At 59.6% G+C, this 14,420-nt stretch carries 14 protein-coding genes; 10 read left to right on the top strand and 4 right to left on the bottom strand.

Annotated features, from left to right (window positions below):
• The first annotated feature begins 39 nt into the window (after nucleotides 1–39).
• Both ACJ8J5_RS10465 and ACJ8J5_RS10460 read left to right on the top strand, forming a co-directional pair.
• Nucleotides 40–1,605, top strand: coding sequence for an APC family permease (locus ACJ8J5_RS10465; protein WP_025302350.1), 1,566 nt, complete (start codon nucleotides 40–42; stop codon nucleotides 1,603–1,605).
• Nucleotides 1,606–1,624: 19 nt separating this feature from the next.
• The gene (locus ACJ8J5_RS10460) at nucleotides 1,625–2,638 is read left to right on the top strand and encodes an Ldh family oxidoreductase (protein ID WP_025302349.1); all 1,014 of its coding nucleotides are present in this window, start codon (nucleotides 1,625–1,627) and stop codon (nucleotides 2,636–2,638) included.
• A gap of 45 nt (nucleotides 2,639–2,683) precedes the next feature.
• On the opposite strand, the gene ACJ8J5_RS10455 is transcribed toward ACJ8J5_RS10460, so the two are convergent.
• From ACJ8J5_RS10455 to ACJ8J5_RS10445, 3 genes are all read right to left on the bottom strand, one after another.
• Nucleotides 2,684–3,364, bottom strand: a complete 681-nt coding sequence (locus ACJ8J5_RS10455) for a hypothetical protein (protein ID WP_025302348.1) — start codon at nucleotides 3,362–3,364, stop codon at nucleotides 2,684–2,686.
• Between the two features lie 177 nt (nucleotides 3,365–3,541).
• Nucleotides 3,542–3,970, bottom strand: coding sequence for a universal stress protein (locus ACJ8J5_RS10450; RefSeq protein WP_025302347.1), 429 nt, complete (start codon nucleotides 3,968–3,970; stop codon nucleotides 3,542–3,544).
• Nucleotides 3,971–4,150: 180 nt separating this feature from the next.
• Entirely contained in the window at nucleotides 4,151–4,867 is a 717-nt protein-coding gene (locus ACJ8J5_RS10445) for a LuxR family transcriptional regulator (protein WP_025302346.1), read from the bottom strand.
• A 334-nt stretch (nucleotides 4,868–5,201) separates the two neighbouring features.
• On the opposite strand from ACJ8J5_RS10445, the gene ACJ8J5_RS10440 reads away from it, so the two are divergent.
• The 7 genes from ACJ8J5_RS10440 (at nucleotide 5,202) to ACJ8J5_RS10410 (ending at nucleotide 12,294) form a co-directional block, all read left to right on the top strand.
• The gene (locus tag ACJ8J5_RS10440; protein WP_414104607.1) at nucleotides 5,202–6,731 is read left to right on the top strand and encodes a 3-hydroxyacyl-CoA dehydrogenase NAD-binding domain-containing protein; all 1,530 of its coding nucleotides are present in this window, start codon (nucleotides 5,202–5,204) and stop codon (nucleotides 6,729–6,731) included.
• A 9-nt stretch (nucleotides 6,732–6,740) separates the two neighbouring features.
• A complete protein-coding gene (locus ACJ8J5_RS10435) occupies nucleotides 6,741–7,952 on the top strand; it encodes an acetyl-CoA C-acyltransferase (RefSeq protein ID WP_060432848.1) in 1,212 nt (403 codons plus the stop codon).
• A 15-nt stretch (nucleotides 7,953–7,967) separates the two neighbouring features.
• Nucleotides 7,968–9,179, top strand: coding sequence for a 5-aminolevulinate synthase (gene hemA, locus ACJ8J5_RS10430; protein WP_015377390.1), 1,212 nt, complete (start codon nucleotides 7,968–7,970; stop codon nucleotides 9,177–9,179).
• On the top strand, nucleotides 9,176–10,348 hold the full coding sequence (locus ACJ8J5_RS10425; RefSeq protein ID WP_043141814.1) for an MFS transporter: 1,173 nt from the start codon (nucleotides 9,176–9,178) through the stop codon (nucleotides 10,346–10,348). The genes hemA and ACJ8J5_RS10425 overlap by 4 nt, the downstream gene beginning before the upstream one ends.
• A complete protein-coding gene (locus tag ACJ8J5_RS10420) occupies nucleotides 10,341–11,060 on the top strand; it encodes an enoyl-CoA hydratase-related protein (protein ID WP_060432846.1) in 720 nt (239 codons plus the stop codon). Before ACJ8J5_RS10425 ends, ACJ8J5_RS10420 begins: the two co-directional genes overlap by 8 nt.
• Before the next feature lie 123 nt (nucleotides 11,061–11,183).
• Nucleotides 11,184–11,750, top strand: coding sequence for a GNAT family N-acetyltransferase (locus ACJ8J5_RS10415; protein WP_043141821.1), 567 nt, complete (start codon nucleotides 11,184–11,186; stop codon nucleotides 11,748–11,750).
• Entirely contained in the window at nucleotides 11,734–12,294 is a 561-nt protein-coding gene (locus tag ACJ8J5_RS10410; RefSeq protein WP_147823346.1) for a hypothetical protein, read from the top strand. The genes ACJ8J5_RS10415 and ACJ8J5_RS10410 overlap by 17 nt, the downstream gene beginning before the upstream one ends.
• Before the next feature lie 111 nt (nucleotides 12,295–12,405).
• On the opposite strand, the gene ACJ8J5_RS10405 is transcribed toward ACJ8J5_RS10410, so the two are convergent.
• Nucleotides 12,406–12,708 (bottom strand): putative quinol monooxygenase, encoded by a 303-nt coding sequence (locus ACJ8J5_RS10405; RefSeq protein WP_147823345.1) that lies wholly within the window; start codon nucleotides 12,706–12,708, stop codon nucleotides 12,406–12,408.
• Between the two features lie 384 nt (nucleotides 12,709–13,092).
• Between ACJ8J5_RS10405 and ACJ8J5_RS10400 the strand changes: the two genes are divergently transcribed.
• Nucleotides 13,093–14,406: an MFS transporter gene (locus ACJ8J5_RS10400; protein ID WP_025302337.1), complete on the top strand. Its 1,314-nt coding sequence runs from the start codon at nucleotides 13,093–13,095 to the stop codon at nucleotides 14,404–14,406.
• Nucleotides 14,407–14,420 lie beyond the last annotated feature (14 nt).

Below are 14,420 nucleotides of genomic sequence, written 5' to 3'. Positions count from 1 at the left end.
CCGCATCTGCCTGCCACTCAATAACAAAAGGGTAATACCATGACAACCCAAGGCAAATTCAAGAAGCAGCTTACGCTCACCGATCTGACGTTCATCGGTCTGGGCGCCATCTTCGGCTCCGGTTGGCTGTTCGCCGCCAGCCACGTCTCCTCTATCGCCGGCCCGGCCGGCATCTATTCCTGGCTGATCGGTGGCCTGGCGGTGCTGCTGCTCGGCATCGTCTACTGCGAGTTGGGCGCCGCTCTGCCGCGCGCCGGCGGCATCATTCGCTATCCGGTATTCTCGCACGGTGAACTAATGGGTTACCTGCTGGGGTTTATCACGCTGATCGCCTTCTCCAGCCTGATCGCCATCGAAGTCGTCGCCGCCCGGCAGTACGCTGCCGCCTGGTTCCCGTTCCTCAGCCAGCCGGGGTCCGGCGATCCAACAGCGATCGGCTGGCTGGTGCAGCTGGCGCTGCTGTGTTTTTTCTTCGCGCTCAACTACTACAGCGTCAAAACCTTCGCCAAATCCAATAACCTGATCAGCGTGCTGAAGTTTCTGGTGCCCCTGCTGGTGATCGTGGTGTTGTTCAGCTTTTTCAAACCGGAAAACCTGCACAGCCAGGGCTTTGCCCCTTTCGGTTCCGCCGGGGTTGAGGCCGCCATTTCCGCCGGCGGCATCATCTTCGCCTACCTCGGCCTGACGCCGATCATTTCGGTCGCCAGCGAGGTGCAAAGGCCGCAGCGCACCATTCCTATCGCGCTGATCCTGTCGGTGGTGCTGTCCACCATCATCTATGTGCTGCTGCAGATAGCGTTTCTCGGCAGTATCCCTAGCGAGATGCTAAGCGGTGGCTGGGCCGGCATCAGCCAACAGTTCTCCCTGCCGTTCCGCGACATCGCCATCACGCTGGGCATGGGATGGCTGGCGTTTCTGGTAGTCAGCGACGCGATCGTTTCGCCGAGCGGCACCGGCAACATCTATATGAACGCCACGCCTCGCGTGATCTACGGTTGGGCGCGCGCCGGCACCTTCTTCAAACTGTTCACCCGGGTGGATAGCGAGTCCGGTATCCCGCGTCCGGCGCTGTGGTTGACCTTCGCTCTCTCGGTATTCTGGACGCTGCCATTCCCGTCCTGGGAAAAGCTGATCGGCGTGGTGTCCGCCGCACTGGTGTTGAGCTACGCCATCGCCCCGGTCACCGCCGCCGGGCTGCGGCGCAATGCGCCCGATATGCCGCGTCCGTTCCGGGTGCGCGCTTTCTGCGTGCTCGGCCCGCTGTCGTTTATCATTTCGGCGTTGATCGTCTTCTGGTCCGGCTGGGACACCGTCTCCTGGCTGCTCGGCTTGCAGATCCTGATGTTCTTCATCTATATCCTGTTCAAAAATCAGGTGCCGACCCACGCCGTTAGCCTTCGGCAGCAAATTTGGTCCTCGTTGTGGCTGATCGTCTTCTATGCGCTGGTGATCGGGCTTTCCTACCTCAGCAGCTTCGGCGGCATCGGCGCTATTGCCCATCCGTGGGACACCTTCACCATGGCGGTGATTGCGCTGGCGATTTACTACTGGGGCGCCTATACCTGTTTACCCCAGGCCAATTTTATCGGCGATGAAGAAGAATGAACCCAGGGGGGACATCGAGATGACATCCATGCACGTTCTGTCGTTGGAACAGGCTTATCAACTGGCGCTGCGTACGCTGCGCAGCAACGGTTTCAATCAGGCACATGCCGAAGCGGTGGCGCAAAATGTCACCCAGGGCGAACGCGACGGCTGCGCTTCTCACGGCTTATACCGGCTGTTGGGCTGCGTGCGATCGTTGCGGGTAGGCAAGGTCTCTGCCGATGCGGTACCCAAGTTGTTCGACCAGGCGCCGGCCATCTTGCGTGCCGACGCCGGCGGCGCGTTTTCCCTGCTGGCCTACCGCACCGCTCTGCCGGCCTTTATCGGTAAGGTGCGCGCCAATGGCATCGCCGCGCTGGCGATCAACCGCTGCGTGCATTTCTCCGCGCTGTGGGCCGACATAGAACCGCTAACCGAACAGGGGTTGGTGGCCTTAGCCTGCACACCCAGCCACGCGTGGGTGACGCCGGCCGGCGGTTCGCGTCCGCTGTTTGGCACCAACCCCATCGCCTTCGGCTGGCCACGCCCGGATCGGCCGCCGTTTTTATTCGATATGGCCACCAGCGCGGCGGCGCGCGGCGAAATCGAACTGCACCACCGCGCTGGCACCCCGCTGCCTGAAGGCTGGGGCATTGATAAGGCAGGCAATCCGTCCACCGATGCCGCCAGCGTGTTGGAGGGCGCGATGCTGACCTTCGGTGGGCATAAGGGCTCGGCGCTGGCGGCGATGGTTGAATTGCTGGCAGGGCCGCTGATCGGCGATATGACCAGCAAGGAATCGCTGGCCTATGACAACGGCACCGGTTCGTCGCCTTACGGCGGTGAGTTGATCATCGCGTTGGATCCCGAGCGTTTTCTCGGTGCGGATAAGGCGAAATATTTCGCCGGAGCAGAAGCGATGTTTGCCGATATGCAGGCGCAAGGCGCACGCATCCCCGGCGAGCGGCGTTATCGACAACGGCGGCAGAGCGAGCAATACGGCGTGGAAATTCCCAGGACATTGTACGACGAAATAATGGCGCTGTGCGATTAGCGCCGGATTGATGCCCCGCGCCGGCAACCCGGCGCGGGGAAAGGCTTATCCAGCCTGAGCCAGATCGCTGTGCAGGCGCTTGCGCCACACCGGTTTGGTGTCCCAACGGGCGAAGTGTTTCGCCTCTTTACCCGGCTGCACCTGATGCCACATGTCTTCTTGCCACCGGATCGGTTCCTTTCCTCGCAACGTTGGACGGGTCTGTTTAATCGTCCGTTGCAAGACGCTCGCTTCTTCCGCAGAAATGTTCGGCGCCTGTCTGGCGGCGTCCAGCGCACGGCTTCCCAGCGGCGCCATCACCTGATACAACACGTTGACCTGCTGCAGCGTCGCTTGCTGATTAGTGCTCATCCCCTTACCCGACCAACCGTCGAAGTTTTCACCGGGATCGTCCCCCTGCGCACGATACTCATTACCAGGCCCCTCGACGATGTTCCATCCTTGCCAGGTCACCAGAGTGTGTAATCCATCGCGATCCTGCAGGTTTTTATTCTTGATCTGTGTGATCACCTCGGCACGGTTTGGCACACCGATCAGGTTCATAAACTCGTCCAGCGCGTTCCAATGCTGCCCCGCCACCAGACCATTCCAGACATTACGCAAACAGTTCCAAGGAATGGTGTGATGCCAGGTCAGCGTGATAAGCGGTTTGGTTGACGCATGTTGCCAACGGCTCGGTTCACTGCCCCGATCGCCTCTAATGATCCCATCGACTTCTAATGGCATAGCTGCCCCTCTTCTGGCTGAGATGAAGAATATGCGCAAGGCCGGTGACCCGGGTGGCATAAAAACGTCAGCTAAAATCGTAGCAGCTCACACTGAGATGGCAATAAAACGCAAGGCACGCTCTGCCGCAGACCGGCAACCGCAGAGCGCGCCCGAAAACGGTGGGCTTAAGAGGGATTATCTGACCACCATCACCGAAATATTGGCATGGCGAACGATGGCGGCGGCGTTAGATCCCAGCAGATAGGTTTTCACGCTCGGGCGCCGTGAACCGATAATGATCAGGTCGGCGTCGATCTCTTCCGCCAGTTCCAACACCTGATCGCGCGCAGAACCGAAGCTGACGGTGTAATTAAGGCGATCCAACGGCAGATCGATTTCCGACATGATTTTCTTCAGTTTGTCCACCGCCTTCACCTCCGCCTGATTCTCAAATTCCTTGAGACCGAACGAATAGGCAGTAACAAAAGCCGAGGCATCCGGTAGCGCATGGAAGAAATGCACTTTAGCGCCGGACATCTTCGCCAAATATTCCACATGCTTCAGCGCATGCTCGGTCAACAGATCCTCTTCAATATCGATCGGCACTAAAATAGTCTTGTACATATCACATCCTTTCTATGTAAACCGGGTGCCAACAGAATACTGCCGCGTACGGGCGCGGTGAATCGCTTTATCACGCTTTTGTGATCGGGGGGTAAATACTGATAAGGATAGCTTTTAATTTAACAAAATATAAACATCACACCGATAACGGATAGGCGATTAATTATTTATTTCTCGAGATTAAATCAGCTGTAAATAAACCGCTTTGGCGGTGGCGGCGGTCTTATTGGCGACAGAAAGTTTTTTAATCGAGTTGCCTATGTGGAAATTGATCGTGCGCTCGCTCACCCCCATCAACAGCGCGATCTCTTCCGCCGTTTTCCCTTCGCTGCACCAGCGTAAAATGTCTTTTTCGCGCAGCGTCAGCACGTCTTTTATCGCGTCGTCGTTCACCGATATCAAGGCTTCACGCAGCGTTTTATGGGCGGTTTGCGCCAGCCAAAGGAAAAAGGTTTCATTTGCCGCACGCGCTTGTGGCGTTTGCTCCGGTAGCGCTGTGCCGGCAAACGTCAGGATCCCCAGCCTGCCATAGCAATCCTTGACCGACTGCGACCAACCGGCGCACAGGCCAAACTGCGCCATACGTCGCCAAAGCGTCGGCCGATCGTGATAAAAACGTTCGTCCCACTGGAACTGCAGCGTGGAATGGTGAGCGCGCTCAATGACCGGATCCTGCAAATACACCCGCTGCCGCCGATAATCTTCGAGATACTCTGCTGAAAAATTACCTTCGATCAGCATCTTGGGGCGGCTGGCCGGATAACAGGAAAACACGATGTAGGAGAAATAATCAAACCCCAACGCCTCGGCGCAGGGCCCCAGTTGCGTCAGAAAGCATTCGCGATCGGCCAGGCTGCCAATCACCTCCGCCATGAGCCGTTGAGTGCGGGTATCCATAACGCAGGTTCTCCATATAGCGATGCCGATTATCGATAGGTCAGACTCACTATAGAATATCGCCGCCCGGCGCCAGTAGCCGTTTCATATAATAAAAAATACCAACGCTATAACGAAAACAGCTATTCCCCTCAAAATAAGCCTTTTTATTGCGCCGAACAGGAAAACTACGCGAATAGCATAATCCCTTCAGGACGTAAACCTGTCATTTCTACCGTTAGACAGCCAGGACACCGCCAATTACTTTCCAAACAGGCACCCGGTGCCGCCGTAAATCCAAAGAGATAATAAGCATTTGCGAATTTCGCATGGCATACAGTGACGGGGATTTTCTATGGCAGAAAGTAATGCGGCAATTCAATCGGCTGCGATTATCGGCGCGGGAACGATGGGCAGAGGCATCGCTTATCTTTTCGCGCAAAAAGGCATTCGTACGGTGCTTTATAATCGCAACGGCAATACCCTCAATCAGGCTCGCGAATATATCGCGCAAGACCTGAACAAGAAAGTCGAACAGGGCAAGATCGCGCTGCAGGATAAAAGCTCAGTGCTGGCCAATCTGGTGTTCTCGACGGCGCTTGTGGCTATCGCCGACAGCGAGTTGGTGATAGAAACCATCGCCGAGCATGAACAAACCAAACTTGAGGTGTTGGCGGCCATCGCCGCGGTGGTCAAGCCCGATACGCTGATCGCCACCAATACCTCCTCACTGTCGCTTAACAAGCTGGCAACCGCGGTGACGCACAGCGAGCGGTTTATCGGTTTGCACTTTTTCAACCCTGCGCCGCTGATGAAACTGATTGAAATCATCCCGGCCTACTTTACCGCACACGCCACCACGGAACGTTGCCGTCAACTGGTGGCCGCGTTGGGGAAACGCGATGTCGTCTGCCAGGCCACGCCGGGGTTTATCGTTAACCGCATGGCCCGCCCCTACTACCTGGAAGGGTTCCGCCTGTTGGAAGAACACGTGGCGCGCGCGCCGCAGATCGACCGTGCCCTCAAGGCCGGCGGACACTTCCGCATGGGGCCGCTCGAGCTGACCGATTTTATCGGCCAGGACATCAACTATCAGGTCAGCCGGCAAATCTGGCAGGACATGCAATACGACCCGCGCTATACCCCCGGCCATCTGCAGCGTTCGCTGGTCGATGCCGGTCTGTTGGGGAAAAAGAACGGCCGCTCCTATTTTACCGCCGAAGAAACCGCCCCGCCAGTGACGGCCGCCATCGATGCAGACGTCGAGACGCTGCGCGTTTACGGCGAACACCCTTTTTTTACCCTGTTGCAACAGCGAGCCGCACGTCAGTGGCCACAGCTGCGCGTGGAACAACGGCCGGCCTTACCGAGCCTGGGGCCGGCCGTCCAGATCAATGGCGCATTCACCGTCAGCATCACCGATGGCCGCACGGCGAGCCAGTTAGCCGAGCAGACGACGGCTGACGCTTTTGTGGTCGACATCGCCCTGAACTACGCCGACACGGCGTATCTGGTTGCGGCGCACAATCGCTATGCCTCTGCGGCCAATAAGGCGCTGTTTTTACGCCTGCTGCACACTGCGATCCCGCAGGTTGAATTTATCAAAGATTCCCCGGCGCTGATCGTCGCTCGCGTCCTCAGCAGCCTGATCAATGAGTCGGTGATCATGGTGGAAAGCGGCGTCTGCAGCCGGGAAGACATTGATGTCGCCGCCGTCGCGGGCGTTAACTACGCCGGCGGCATTTTCGACTGGCTCGGCAAACTGGGGGAGAAAAACGTCAGGACGACGCTGAGCAATCTGGCGCAGCTGCTGCACGCAGCGCGCTATGCGCCGCATTACACCCTTCTGCACGCCGCGCAACCGGCGCTGACGACCACGCCTTGAGGAGCCATGATGAACATTAACGATGACGGCGTTTATCTGATCGACGGCACGCGCACGGCGATCGGCGCCTATGGCGGCAGCCTGGCGCATACCCGCCCCGACGACATGGCGGCGACGATCATTCGCGGCCTGCTGCAGCGCCATCCGGCGGCGGAAGCGAATCTGGACGAAGTGGTTCTGGGCTGCGCCAATCAGTCCGGCGAAGACAACCGCAACGTCGCCCGCATGGCAACGCTGCTTTCCGGGTTGGACCCGTCGGTGCCGGCCATCACCCTCAACCGCCTTTGCGCATCCGGGTTGGATGCGGTGATCTACGCCGCGGCGAAAATCCGCAGCGGTCTTAGCGAACTGGTTTTGGCCGGCGGTGTGGAAAGCATGAGCCGCGCACCCTATGTGCTGAGCAAGGGCGAAACGCCGTTCGACAAAGGCGTGAAGCTGTATGACACCACGTTGGGATGGCGCTTCGTCAATCCGCGGCTGGCGGAGCGCTACGGCAGCGACCCGCTGGGCATCACGGCGGAAAACGTGGCCCAACGGCAACATATCTCACGCGAGGAACAGGATCTGTTCGCGCTGGCCTCGCAGCAAAAGGCCCGCCGGGCGATCGACAGCGGCCGGCTGGCGCGGGAAATCACGCCCGTGGACGTGCCGGCGGATCGTAAAAACACCCGCACATTCGCGCAGGATGAATTTCCCCGGCTCAGCACGTTGCAACAGCTGCAGGCGCTGAAACCGGCGTTCTCCGCCGGCGGTTCGGTCACGGCGGGCAATGCTTCCGGCATCAACGACGGCGCCGCCGCGCTGCTATTGGCTTCCGGTCGCTACGTGAAACGCCAGGGCTGGCAACCGCTGGCGGAGATCGGCGACAGCGCGGCCGCCGGCGTTGAACCGGCGCTGATGGGGCTGGGGCCGATCGCCTCCACCGAGCGCTTACTGCAGCGCGGCGGGTTCACCTTGAACGACTTCGACATCATCGAGATTAACGAAGCGTTCGCCTCACAGGTTCTGGCGGCGCTGAAACACTGGCGCATCGACGCCAACGACGCGCGGGTCAACCCGAACGGCGGCGCCATCGCGCTCGGTCATCCGCTGGGGATGTCCGGTGCGCGCCTGGTGCTGTCGGCGGCGCTGGAATTACGCGACCGACAGGCAAGCAACGCATTGGTGACGATGTGCGTCGGCGTCGGTCAGGGCCTGTCATTAAACCTTAAAGCCGTTTAACACAAGGAACATACGATGAGCGTACTGAACATTCTTGAAGAAAAGCTGGCGGAAACCAAAAAACAGGGGCGTTTTCGCGAGTTTCTCAACCTTGAACGCGGCGTGCAGGACAAACCCTGGGCCACCAGCCACGGGCACCACGGCGAGCGCCGTCTCAACGTCTGGTGCTCGAACGACTATCTGGCAATGAGCCACCACCCCAAAGTGCTGCTGGCCACCACCGACGCGGTTAACCGGGTCGGGCTGGGCACCTGCGGCGCCCGCAGCATTTCCGGCACCTCGGTCTACCACAGCGAGCTGGAAACGCTGCTGGCCAGCGCCTACGGCAAAGAGTCGGCGCTGCTGTTCACCACCGGTTTCGGCGCCAACGACGCCACCTTATCCACCCTGTGCGACGCCATTCCCGATCTGATCGTGTTCTCCGACGAACTGAATCACGCCTCGATGATTTACGGGATTCGCTACAGTAAAGCGGAGAAAAAAATCTTCCGCCACAATGATGTAGCACACCTCGCCGAGCTGCTGCAGGCCGCCGATCCGGCGCGGCCAAAGCTGATTGCCTTCGAATCGCTGTATTCCATGGACGGTGACTTTGCTCCCCTGGCGCAGATCGTGGCGCTGGCGGAACAGTATCAGGCGCTGACCTATCTCGACGAAATTCATTCGGCCGGCGTGTATGGCGAACGGGGATTGGGCTATGCCGAACAGCTGGGCCTGTTGGATAAAATCACTATTATCCAAGGCGGATTCGGCAAGTCTTACGGTGCGGCGGGTGGCTATATCGCCGCGCCCCGCTCGGTGGTGGAAGCGGTGCGCAGTTGGGCCCCGGCATTCGTCTTCAGCACCTCGTCACCGGCGCCGGTGGTAGCCGCCGCGTTGGCCAGTTTTAAATACAACCTCGAGCATGACACCCAGCGCAAGCACCTGCTGGCGATCGTCGATCACCTGAAAACCGGCCTGCGCGCCGCCGGCATCCCGCTGGTGTCGGCAGACAGCCATATCCTGCCGCTGCTGGTCGGCGATCCGCACCGCAACAAACACATCAGTAAAGTGCTGCTCGATGAGCATGATATTTACGTGCAACCGGTCAATGCCCCGACGGTGCCTGCAGGCAGCGAGCGACTACGGGTAACGCCGACCTCGGCACATTCCCATGCCGACGTGGAGACCTTCCTGGCGGCACTAGGCCGGGTCTGGGCAGCAAACGATCTGCGGAGGGCAGGATGAAGTTAGCGGATTATAACGGCCATCTGATCACGCTCTGCCTGATGGCGACCGGTACCTTCGCCATCGGCACCGACGCTTTTATCGTCGCCGGCGTACTCAGCGATATTTCCGACACCTTTGCCGTCAGCCCCGCGCAAGCGGGGCAGTTGATATCGGTATTCGCGCTGGCCTATATGCTGTTCGCCCCCCTCACCGCCTGGCTGCTGGGCAACGTCAACCGCAAGCATATCCTGCAGTTGGCGCTGGTGCTGTTCATCGCCGGCAACCTGGCCTGCGCCTGGGCCACCAGCTATCTGCAGATCGCGTTCGGCAGAGTGCTGGCGGCATTGGGGGCGGCCTGTTACACGCCGCAGGCCGCCGCCGCCGCGGTGGGACTGGTGGCGGAAAAACGCCGCGGCCTGGCTATTTCCATCGTCTATGGCGGCATGACGTTGGCTATTGCGCTCGGCATTCCGTTCGGTACCTTTCTCGCCAAACTGATCGGCTGGCGTGAAATCTTTCTGTTCATCGCCCTGCTGGGGGCGATTGCGCTGCTGGGCCTGTCGTTGGCGCTGCGCGCCATTGCGCCATCGGGCAAGCATTCGCTGAAAGAGCGGCTCGCCCCGCTGCGGCAAAAGGCGGTGCTGACTACGCTGCTGATCACCTTTTTTGCCGTTTGCTCGGAACACATCGTCTACAGCTACGTCAGCGTGTTGCTGAAAAACACCCAGTTCGGCCCTGAGGCGATCCTGCCCCTCGCGTTGCTGGTGTTCGGCATTGGCGCGGTGATCGGCAATTTTGCCTCCGGCGCGTTAACCGATGCCCTCGGCAGCAAGTTCGTGCTGCTGTTTTCCGTGGCGATCCAGACGCTGTCTCTGTTTTTGCTGGCCTTTTATGTCACCTCGCCCTGGTGGGTACTGGCCATCTTCCTCGTCTGGGGCATTACCGGCTGGATGTACCTAGTACCGATCCAGCATCACCTGTTGTCGCTATCGAAACGCTTTGGCGCGCTGACCGTGTCGCTCAACAGCTCGGTGTTGTACGCCGGCATCGCGGCGGGCGGGATGCTGGGCGGCCTGACGCTCTACGCGCTGCCGGCCTATTACCTGCCGCTGTTTTCGCTGCCGCTCGGCGCCATCGCCCTGCTGCTGACGCTGTTGTTTTTCCGGGGAGAAGCCAGCGATGAGTGAAGTTCTTCCGGTGCTTTATGAGCGCCATGGCGCGCAGGTTGCGGTCATCACCCTTAATCGGCCGGAAAAAAAGAACGCCATCAACCTGCAGATGGCCGAGTTGATCCGCACCTACCTGCGGCGGGCGGATAACGATGACTCGGTGCGAGCGATCGTGCTGGCCGGCCACCCGGCGGTATTTTCCGCCGGCATGGATATCAACGCCTTTCATCAGGGTGAACTGCCCATCGTCACGCCGGAGGGGTTTGGCGGGCTGATCCATGCACAGATTGCCAAGGTGATCATCGCCGCCGTTGACGGCATCGCGTACGGAGGCGGATTTGAGCTGGCGCTGGCGTGCGATCTGCTCGTCGCCGGCCAGAACGCACGCTTCAGCTTCCCCGAAACCGGGCTCGGGTTAGTCGCCGCACAAGGTGGGTGCGCGCGCTTGCCGACGCGTATCTCCCCCTATGTCGCGCTCGACTGGCTGCTGACCGGCAGAACCGTCGGCGCACAGGAGGCGCTGTCACACGGCGCCATTTCCCGTATCAGCGAGGGGACGGCCCGGGAAGAAGCGCTGCGCATCGCCGAACAGATCGCCGGAAAAGATCTTGCTGCCAGCCAAGCGGTGAAGGCCATCGTGCGCCAGGGGCTGGCACGGCAAGAAGCCCCCTCATTCGATTTTCAACAAGGCCCGGTCGAGCGCCTGCGTCAGGCCGCCGCCCGCCGATAATGCCCCTGCCGGTTCGTCTGAACCGGCATTTCCCGTTTGTCCTCCACCGCTCATTTTACGCAGCCCGCCTCTCGGCGCTGGGTTACACTGCCGGTAGTCCTAATGCGCTGATAAGGAAAAATAATGCGCCTTTTGCCTCTGCAGACCCCCAGACTGATCCTGCGCCCGTTCACGGCCGACGATCTGCCCCACTTTACCGCCTACCGCAGTCACCCTGACGTGGCGCGCTATCAAAGCTGGAGCGACTACAGCGCCACCGATGCGCAGGCCTTTTTCGAACGGCAACGGCAGCTCGCGTTCAACCGTGACGACAGCTGGTTCCAGCTGGCGGTCGAGCGCCGTGAGGACGGCGCGTTGCTCGGCGATGTCGCGGTGCATTTCTTCGATGAGGGGCGCCAGGCTGAACTGGGCGTGACCTTCGCGCCCAGCCACCAGCGGCAAGGGCTGGCGCGCGAGGCGCTGAGCGCCGTCATCGCTCTGCTGTTCGGGCCGTTGGCGAAGCACCGTATTACTGCGGTGGTGGACACGCGTAATCTTGGCGCCGCCACGCTGTTCGGCAAGTTGGGTTTTCGCCGCGAGGCCTATTGGCGGCAAAACGTGTTTTTCAAAGGCGCATGGGGCGACGAATTCGGCTTTGCCCTGCTGCAAAGCGAATGGCGGGAGAATGCAAGGCATGACGCTGCTGAATAAATACCTTGGGCAATACCAGTTCTCGGAACGGCATGCGATCGCCATCGCCGCGCCGCAGGCTCGGATCCTGGCGGCCGTGGCCGCCTACGATCCCAAGCATGATCGTTTCTTCCGCAGCATGATAGCGCTGCGCGAATTGCCCGCGCGGCTGATGCCACGCGATAAGCCCAGCCCGCCGCCGTTTGGCCTGCATAATTTTTGCCTGCTTGAGCAGGATGACAGCGCGTTGGTCTATGGCCTGATCGGCCGCTTTTGGCAGGCTGAGTACGGTCTGGAGCAGGTCGCTGACGGAGCGGGCTTTCTGGCCTTCGCTCAGCCCGGCGTCGCCAAACTGGCGCTGGGGTATGTCGTGAGTCCCCTCGAGGGTGGGCGCTGCCGTCTGGTGACGGAAACGCGCATCTTCTGCCCCGACGACGCCAGCCGGCGGCGGTTTACCCCGTATTGGTATGCTATTCGCCTGGTGAGCGGGTTGATAAGACGCCGCATGCTGCGCGCCATTAAAACCGCCAGCGAAAAGCGGGTAGTGAATCATTCACCAAGCTGATTCATTTAAGAGCATTCTTAGAGAATGAAAATCATTATCAGCCTATTTTTTAATCACAACAAGATAGTAGTGAGAAGCCATTGACCCCGCCCCCTGCGGGGATTTTTTCGCCTATTTATCGCCTGTTTCAGGAAACGCCTGCATAAACAGGAAGGTGCAAGGCTTGCGCTGATACTGATTGATCTGCGGCACCAGCCGGGTGAAATGCTCGGTCTGACAATGCACGTCCAGGGCGGCGCGGTCCGGCCAGCTTTCGATAAAAATAAAGTGCCCGGGATCCTGCTGGTCGATGCACAGTTCATAACTGATGCACAGCGGCTCTTGACGGGTTTTCGCCACCAGCTCGCGATACCATGGCATAACGGTGTCAATGTGTTCCGGATGGATAAAATCTTCAGCGATGACCTTCAGCATGTTGCGCTCCTGCATTCTGTTTTGCCGTGCTTCACCTTATCGTCCTCACTCCCGAGATGAAAGCGCCCTACTCCAGGTCTATCACCGGGTTGCCAATTCGGTGATAACGCACACAGATCTCGATCAAAACGCTTGAACGCGCCATAGCCCTGTGTGAACGTTTGATTAACAAAAAAGCAACACACCATTCACTATGGTGATGTCTGCATCAACCTGCCGACCCGATACGCGGCATTTTTTTCGCCCTTAAAGGCCTGACCATTAGTCCTTTAGACCTTTATATCTCACGAAGAAAATCCGCTGTGACCGTCGTGTTGAGGGCAACGGCGCCAGGACGGTCCTTATGACCGACGCTTGTCATTCTCAGAAGAGAGGTTATCGCCAGTGAATCACGCCACCTATGCCGTTCCAGCGCTCAACGCCGCCATCCGCAAAACCTGGCGCAGACTGGTGCCCTTGATGTTCGCCATGTACTTCATCGCGTTTATCGACAGGGTTAACGTCGGCTTTGCCAAGGACGCGATGGCTATCGACATCGCGCTGTCGCAATCCGCCTTCGCATTGGGCGCCGGGATATTTTTTGCCGCCTATGCGCTGTTCGGCATCCCGGCCAATCTGCTGATGAACCGCTGGGGCGCCAAACGCTGGCTTAGCGCCACCACCGCACTGTGGGGGGCGCTGTCGGCCTGTACCGGGCTGGTGACCAACGAACAGCAATTTATCATCCTGCGGTTTCTGCTGGGGATCGCCGAAGCCGGCTTTTACCCTGGCATCCTGTTGCTGGCGTCGATCTATTTTCCCAATAAGGTGCGCGCCTCGGTCATTGGCATTTTCGTGCTCGGCGTGCCGGCGGCCCTGACGCTCGGCTCACCGCTGTCGGGGGCATTGCTGGAGATGCACGGCGTGTTGGGTAAACCCGGCTGGTTCTGGATGTTCGTGCTGGAAGGGCTGCCGGCCGTCGCCCTCGGCGTCTTCGCCTTTTTCTATCTCGACGATAACCCTCGGCAGGCTCGCTTTTTGACCGAGGAAGAACGCACGGCATTGGTCACACAGTTGGCTGACGAACAGCAGCAGACTGAAACCAGCAGCGTCAAAGCGGCAATGAGAAGCGGCACCGTTTGGCATCTGGCGTTGATCTACGGCACCCTGCAAATCGGCGTGTACGGCCTGATGTTTTTCCTGCCGTCGCAGGTCGCCTCGCTGATGGGCACCCATCTCGGTTTCAAGGCCTCGCTGGTGGCCGCCATTCCCTGGGCGTTCTCCGCGCTGGGCGTCTATTTCCTGCCGCGCTATGCCGACAGAAAAACCGCCAGAAGATTACCGATCGCCGTGGGGTGCATGGTCGCGGCAGCGCTGGGGTTGGTCGTTTCTTCCTATGCCGGCCCTCTGCTCGCTATCGTCGCCCTGAGCTGCTGCGCAGTCAGTTTCCTGGCGGTACAGCCGATTTTCTGGACGTTTCCCGCGCAGGTGCTCACCGGCCCGGCGCTGGCGGCCGGCATCGGTTTTTGCACCACGCTCGGCGCCGCATTCAGCTTCTTAGCCCCGCTGATCCGCACGGAGGCGGAACAGCGTTTTCACAGCCCGCATGCCGGGCCGCTGGTGCTGGCCGCCTTTTCACTGCTGTGCGCCACGCTGTTGTGGGCGCTCAGAAACCGGCGCGCCGACGTGAGCAAGCAAGACGCAGAGATTGCCGGATAGCGGCGCGTTATTTA

Source organism: Serratia sp. CY43202, assembly GCF_052168755.1.
Lineage (GTDB): Bacteria > Pseudomonadota > Gammaproteobacteria > Enterobacterales > Enterobacteriaceae > Serratia > Serratia bockelmannii.
The sequence above is the reverse complement of the archived record's forward strand: the minus strand, read 5'-3'. Positions and strand labels throughout refer to the sequence as shown.

Bases quoted from the DNA above. Each gene is read 5' to 3' on its own strand.
- ACJ8J5_RS10440 (WP_414104607.1), top strand. From the start codon at position 5,202: ATGGCAGAAAGTAATGCGGCAATTCAATCGGCTGCGATTATCGGCGCG.
- ACJ8J5_RS10425 (WP_043141814.1), top strand. From the start codon at position 9,176: ATGAAGTTAGCGGATTATAACGGCCATCTGATCACGCTCTGCCTGATG.
- ACJ8J5_RS10405 (WP_147823345.1), bottom strand. From the start codon at position 12,708: ATGCTGAAGGTCATCGCTGAAGATTTTATCCATCCGGAACACATTGAC.
- ACJ8J5_RS10460 (WP_025302349.1), top strand. From the start codon at position 1,625: ATGACATCCATGCACGTTCTGTCGTTGGAACAGGCTTATCAACTGGCG.
- ACJ8J5_RS10465 (WP_025302350.1), top strand. From the start codon at position 40: ATGACAACCCAAGGCAAATTCAAGAAGCAGCTTACGCTCACCGATCTG.
- ACJ8J5_RS10445 (WP_025302346.1), bottom strand. From the start codon at position 4,867: ATGGATACCCGCACTCAACGGCTCATGGCGGAGGTGATTGGCAGCCTG.
- ACJ8J5_RS10410 (WP_147823346.1), top strand. From the start codon at position 11,734: ATGACGCTGCTGAATAAATACCTTGGGCAATACCAGTTCTCGGAACGG.
- ACJ8J5_RS10450 (WP_025302347.1), bottom strand. From the start codon at position 3,970: ATGTACAAGACTATTTTAGTGCCGATCGATATTGAAGAGGATCTGTTG.
- ACJ8J5_RS10435 (WP_060432848.1), top strand. From the start codon at position 6,741: ATGAACATTAACGATGACGGCGTTTATCTGATCGACGGCACGCGCACG.
- ACJ8J5_RS10455 (WP_025302348.1), bottom strand. From the start codon at position 3,364: ATGCCATTAGAAGTCGATGGGATCATTAGAGGCGATCGGGGCAGTGAA.
- hemA (WP_015377390.1), top strand. From the start codon at position 7,968: ATGAGCGTACTGAACATTCTTGAAGAAAAGCTGGCGGAAACCAAAAAA.
- ACJ8J5_RS10415 (WP_043141821.1), top strand. From the start codon at position 11,184: ATGCGCCTTTTGCCTCTGCAGACCCCCAGACTGATCCTGCGCCCGTTC.
- ACJ8J5_RS10420 (WP_060432846.1), top strand. From the start codon at position 10,341: ATGAGTGAAGTTCTTCCGGTGCTTTATGAGCGCCATGGCGCGCAGGTT.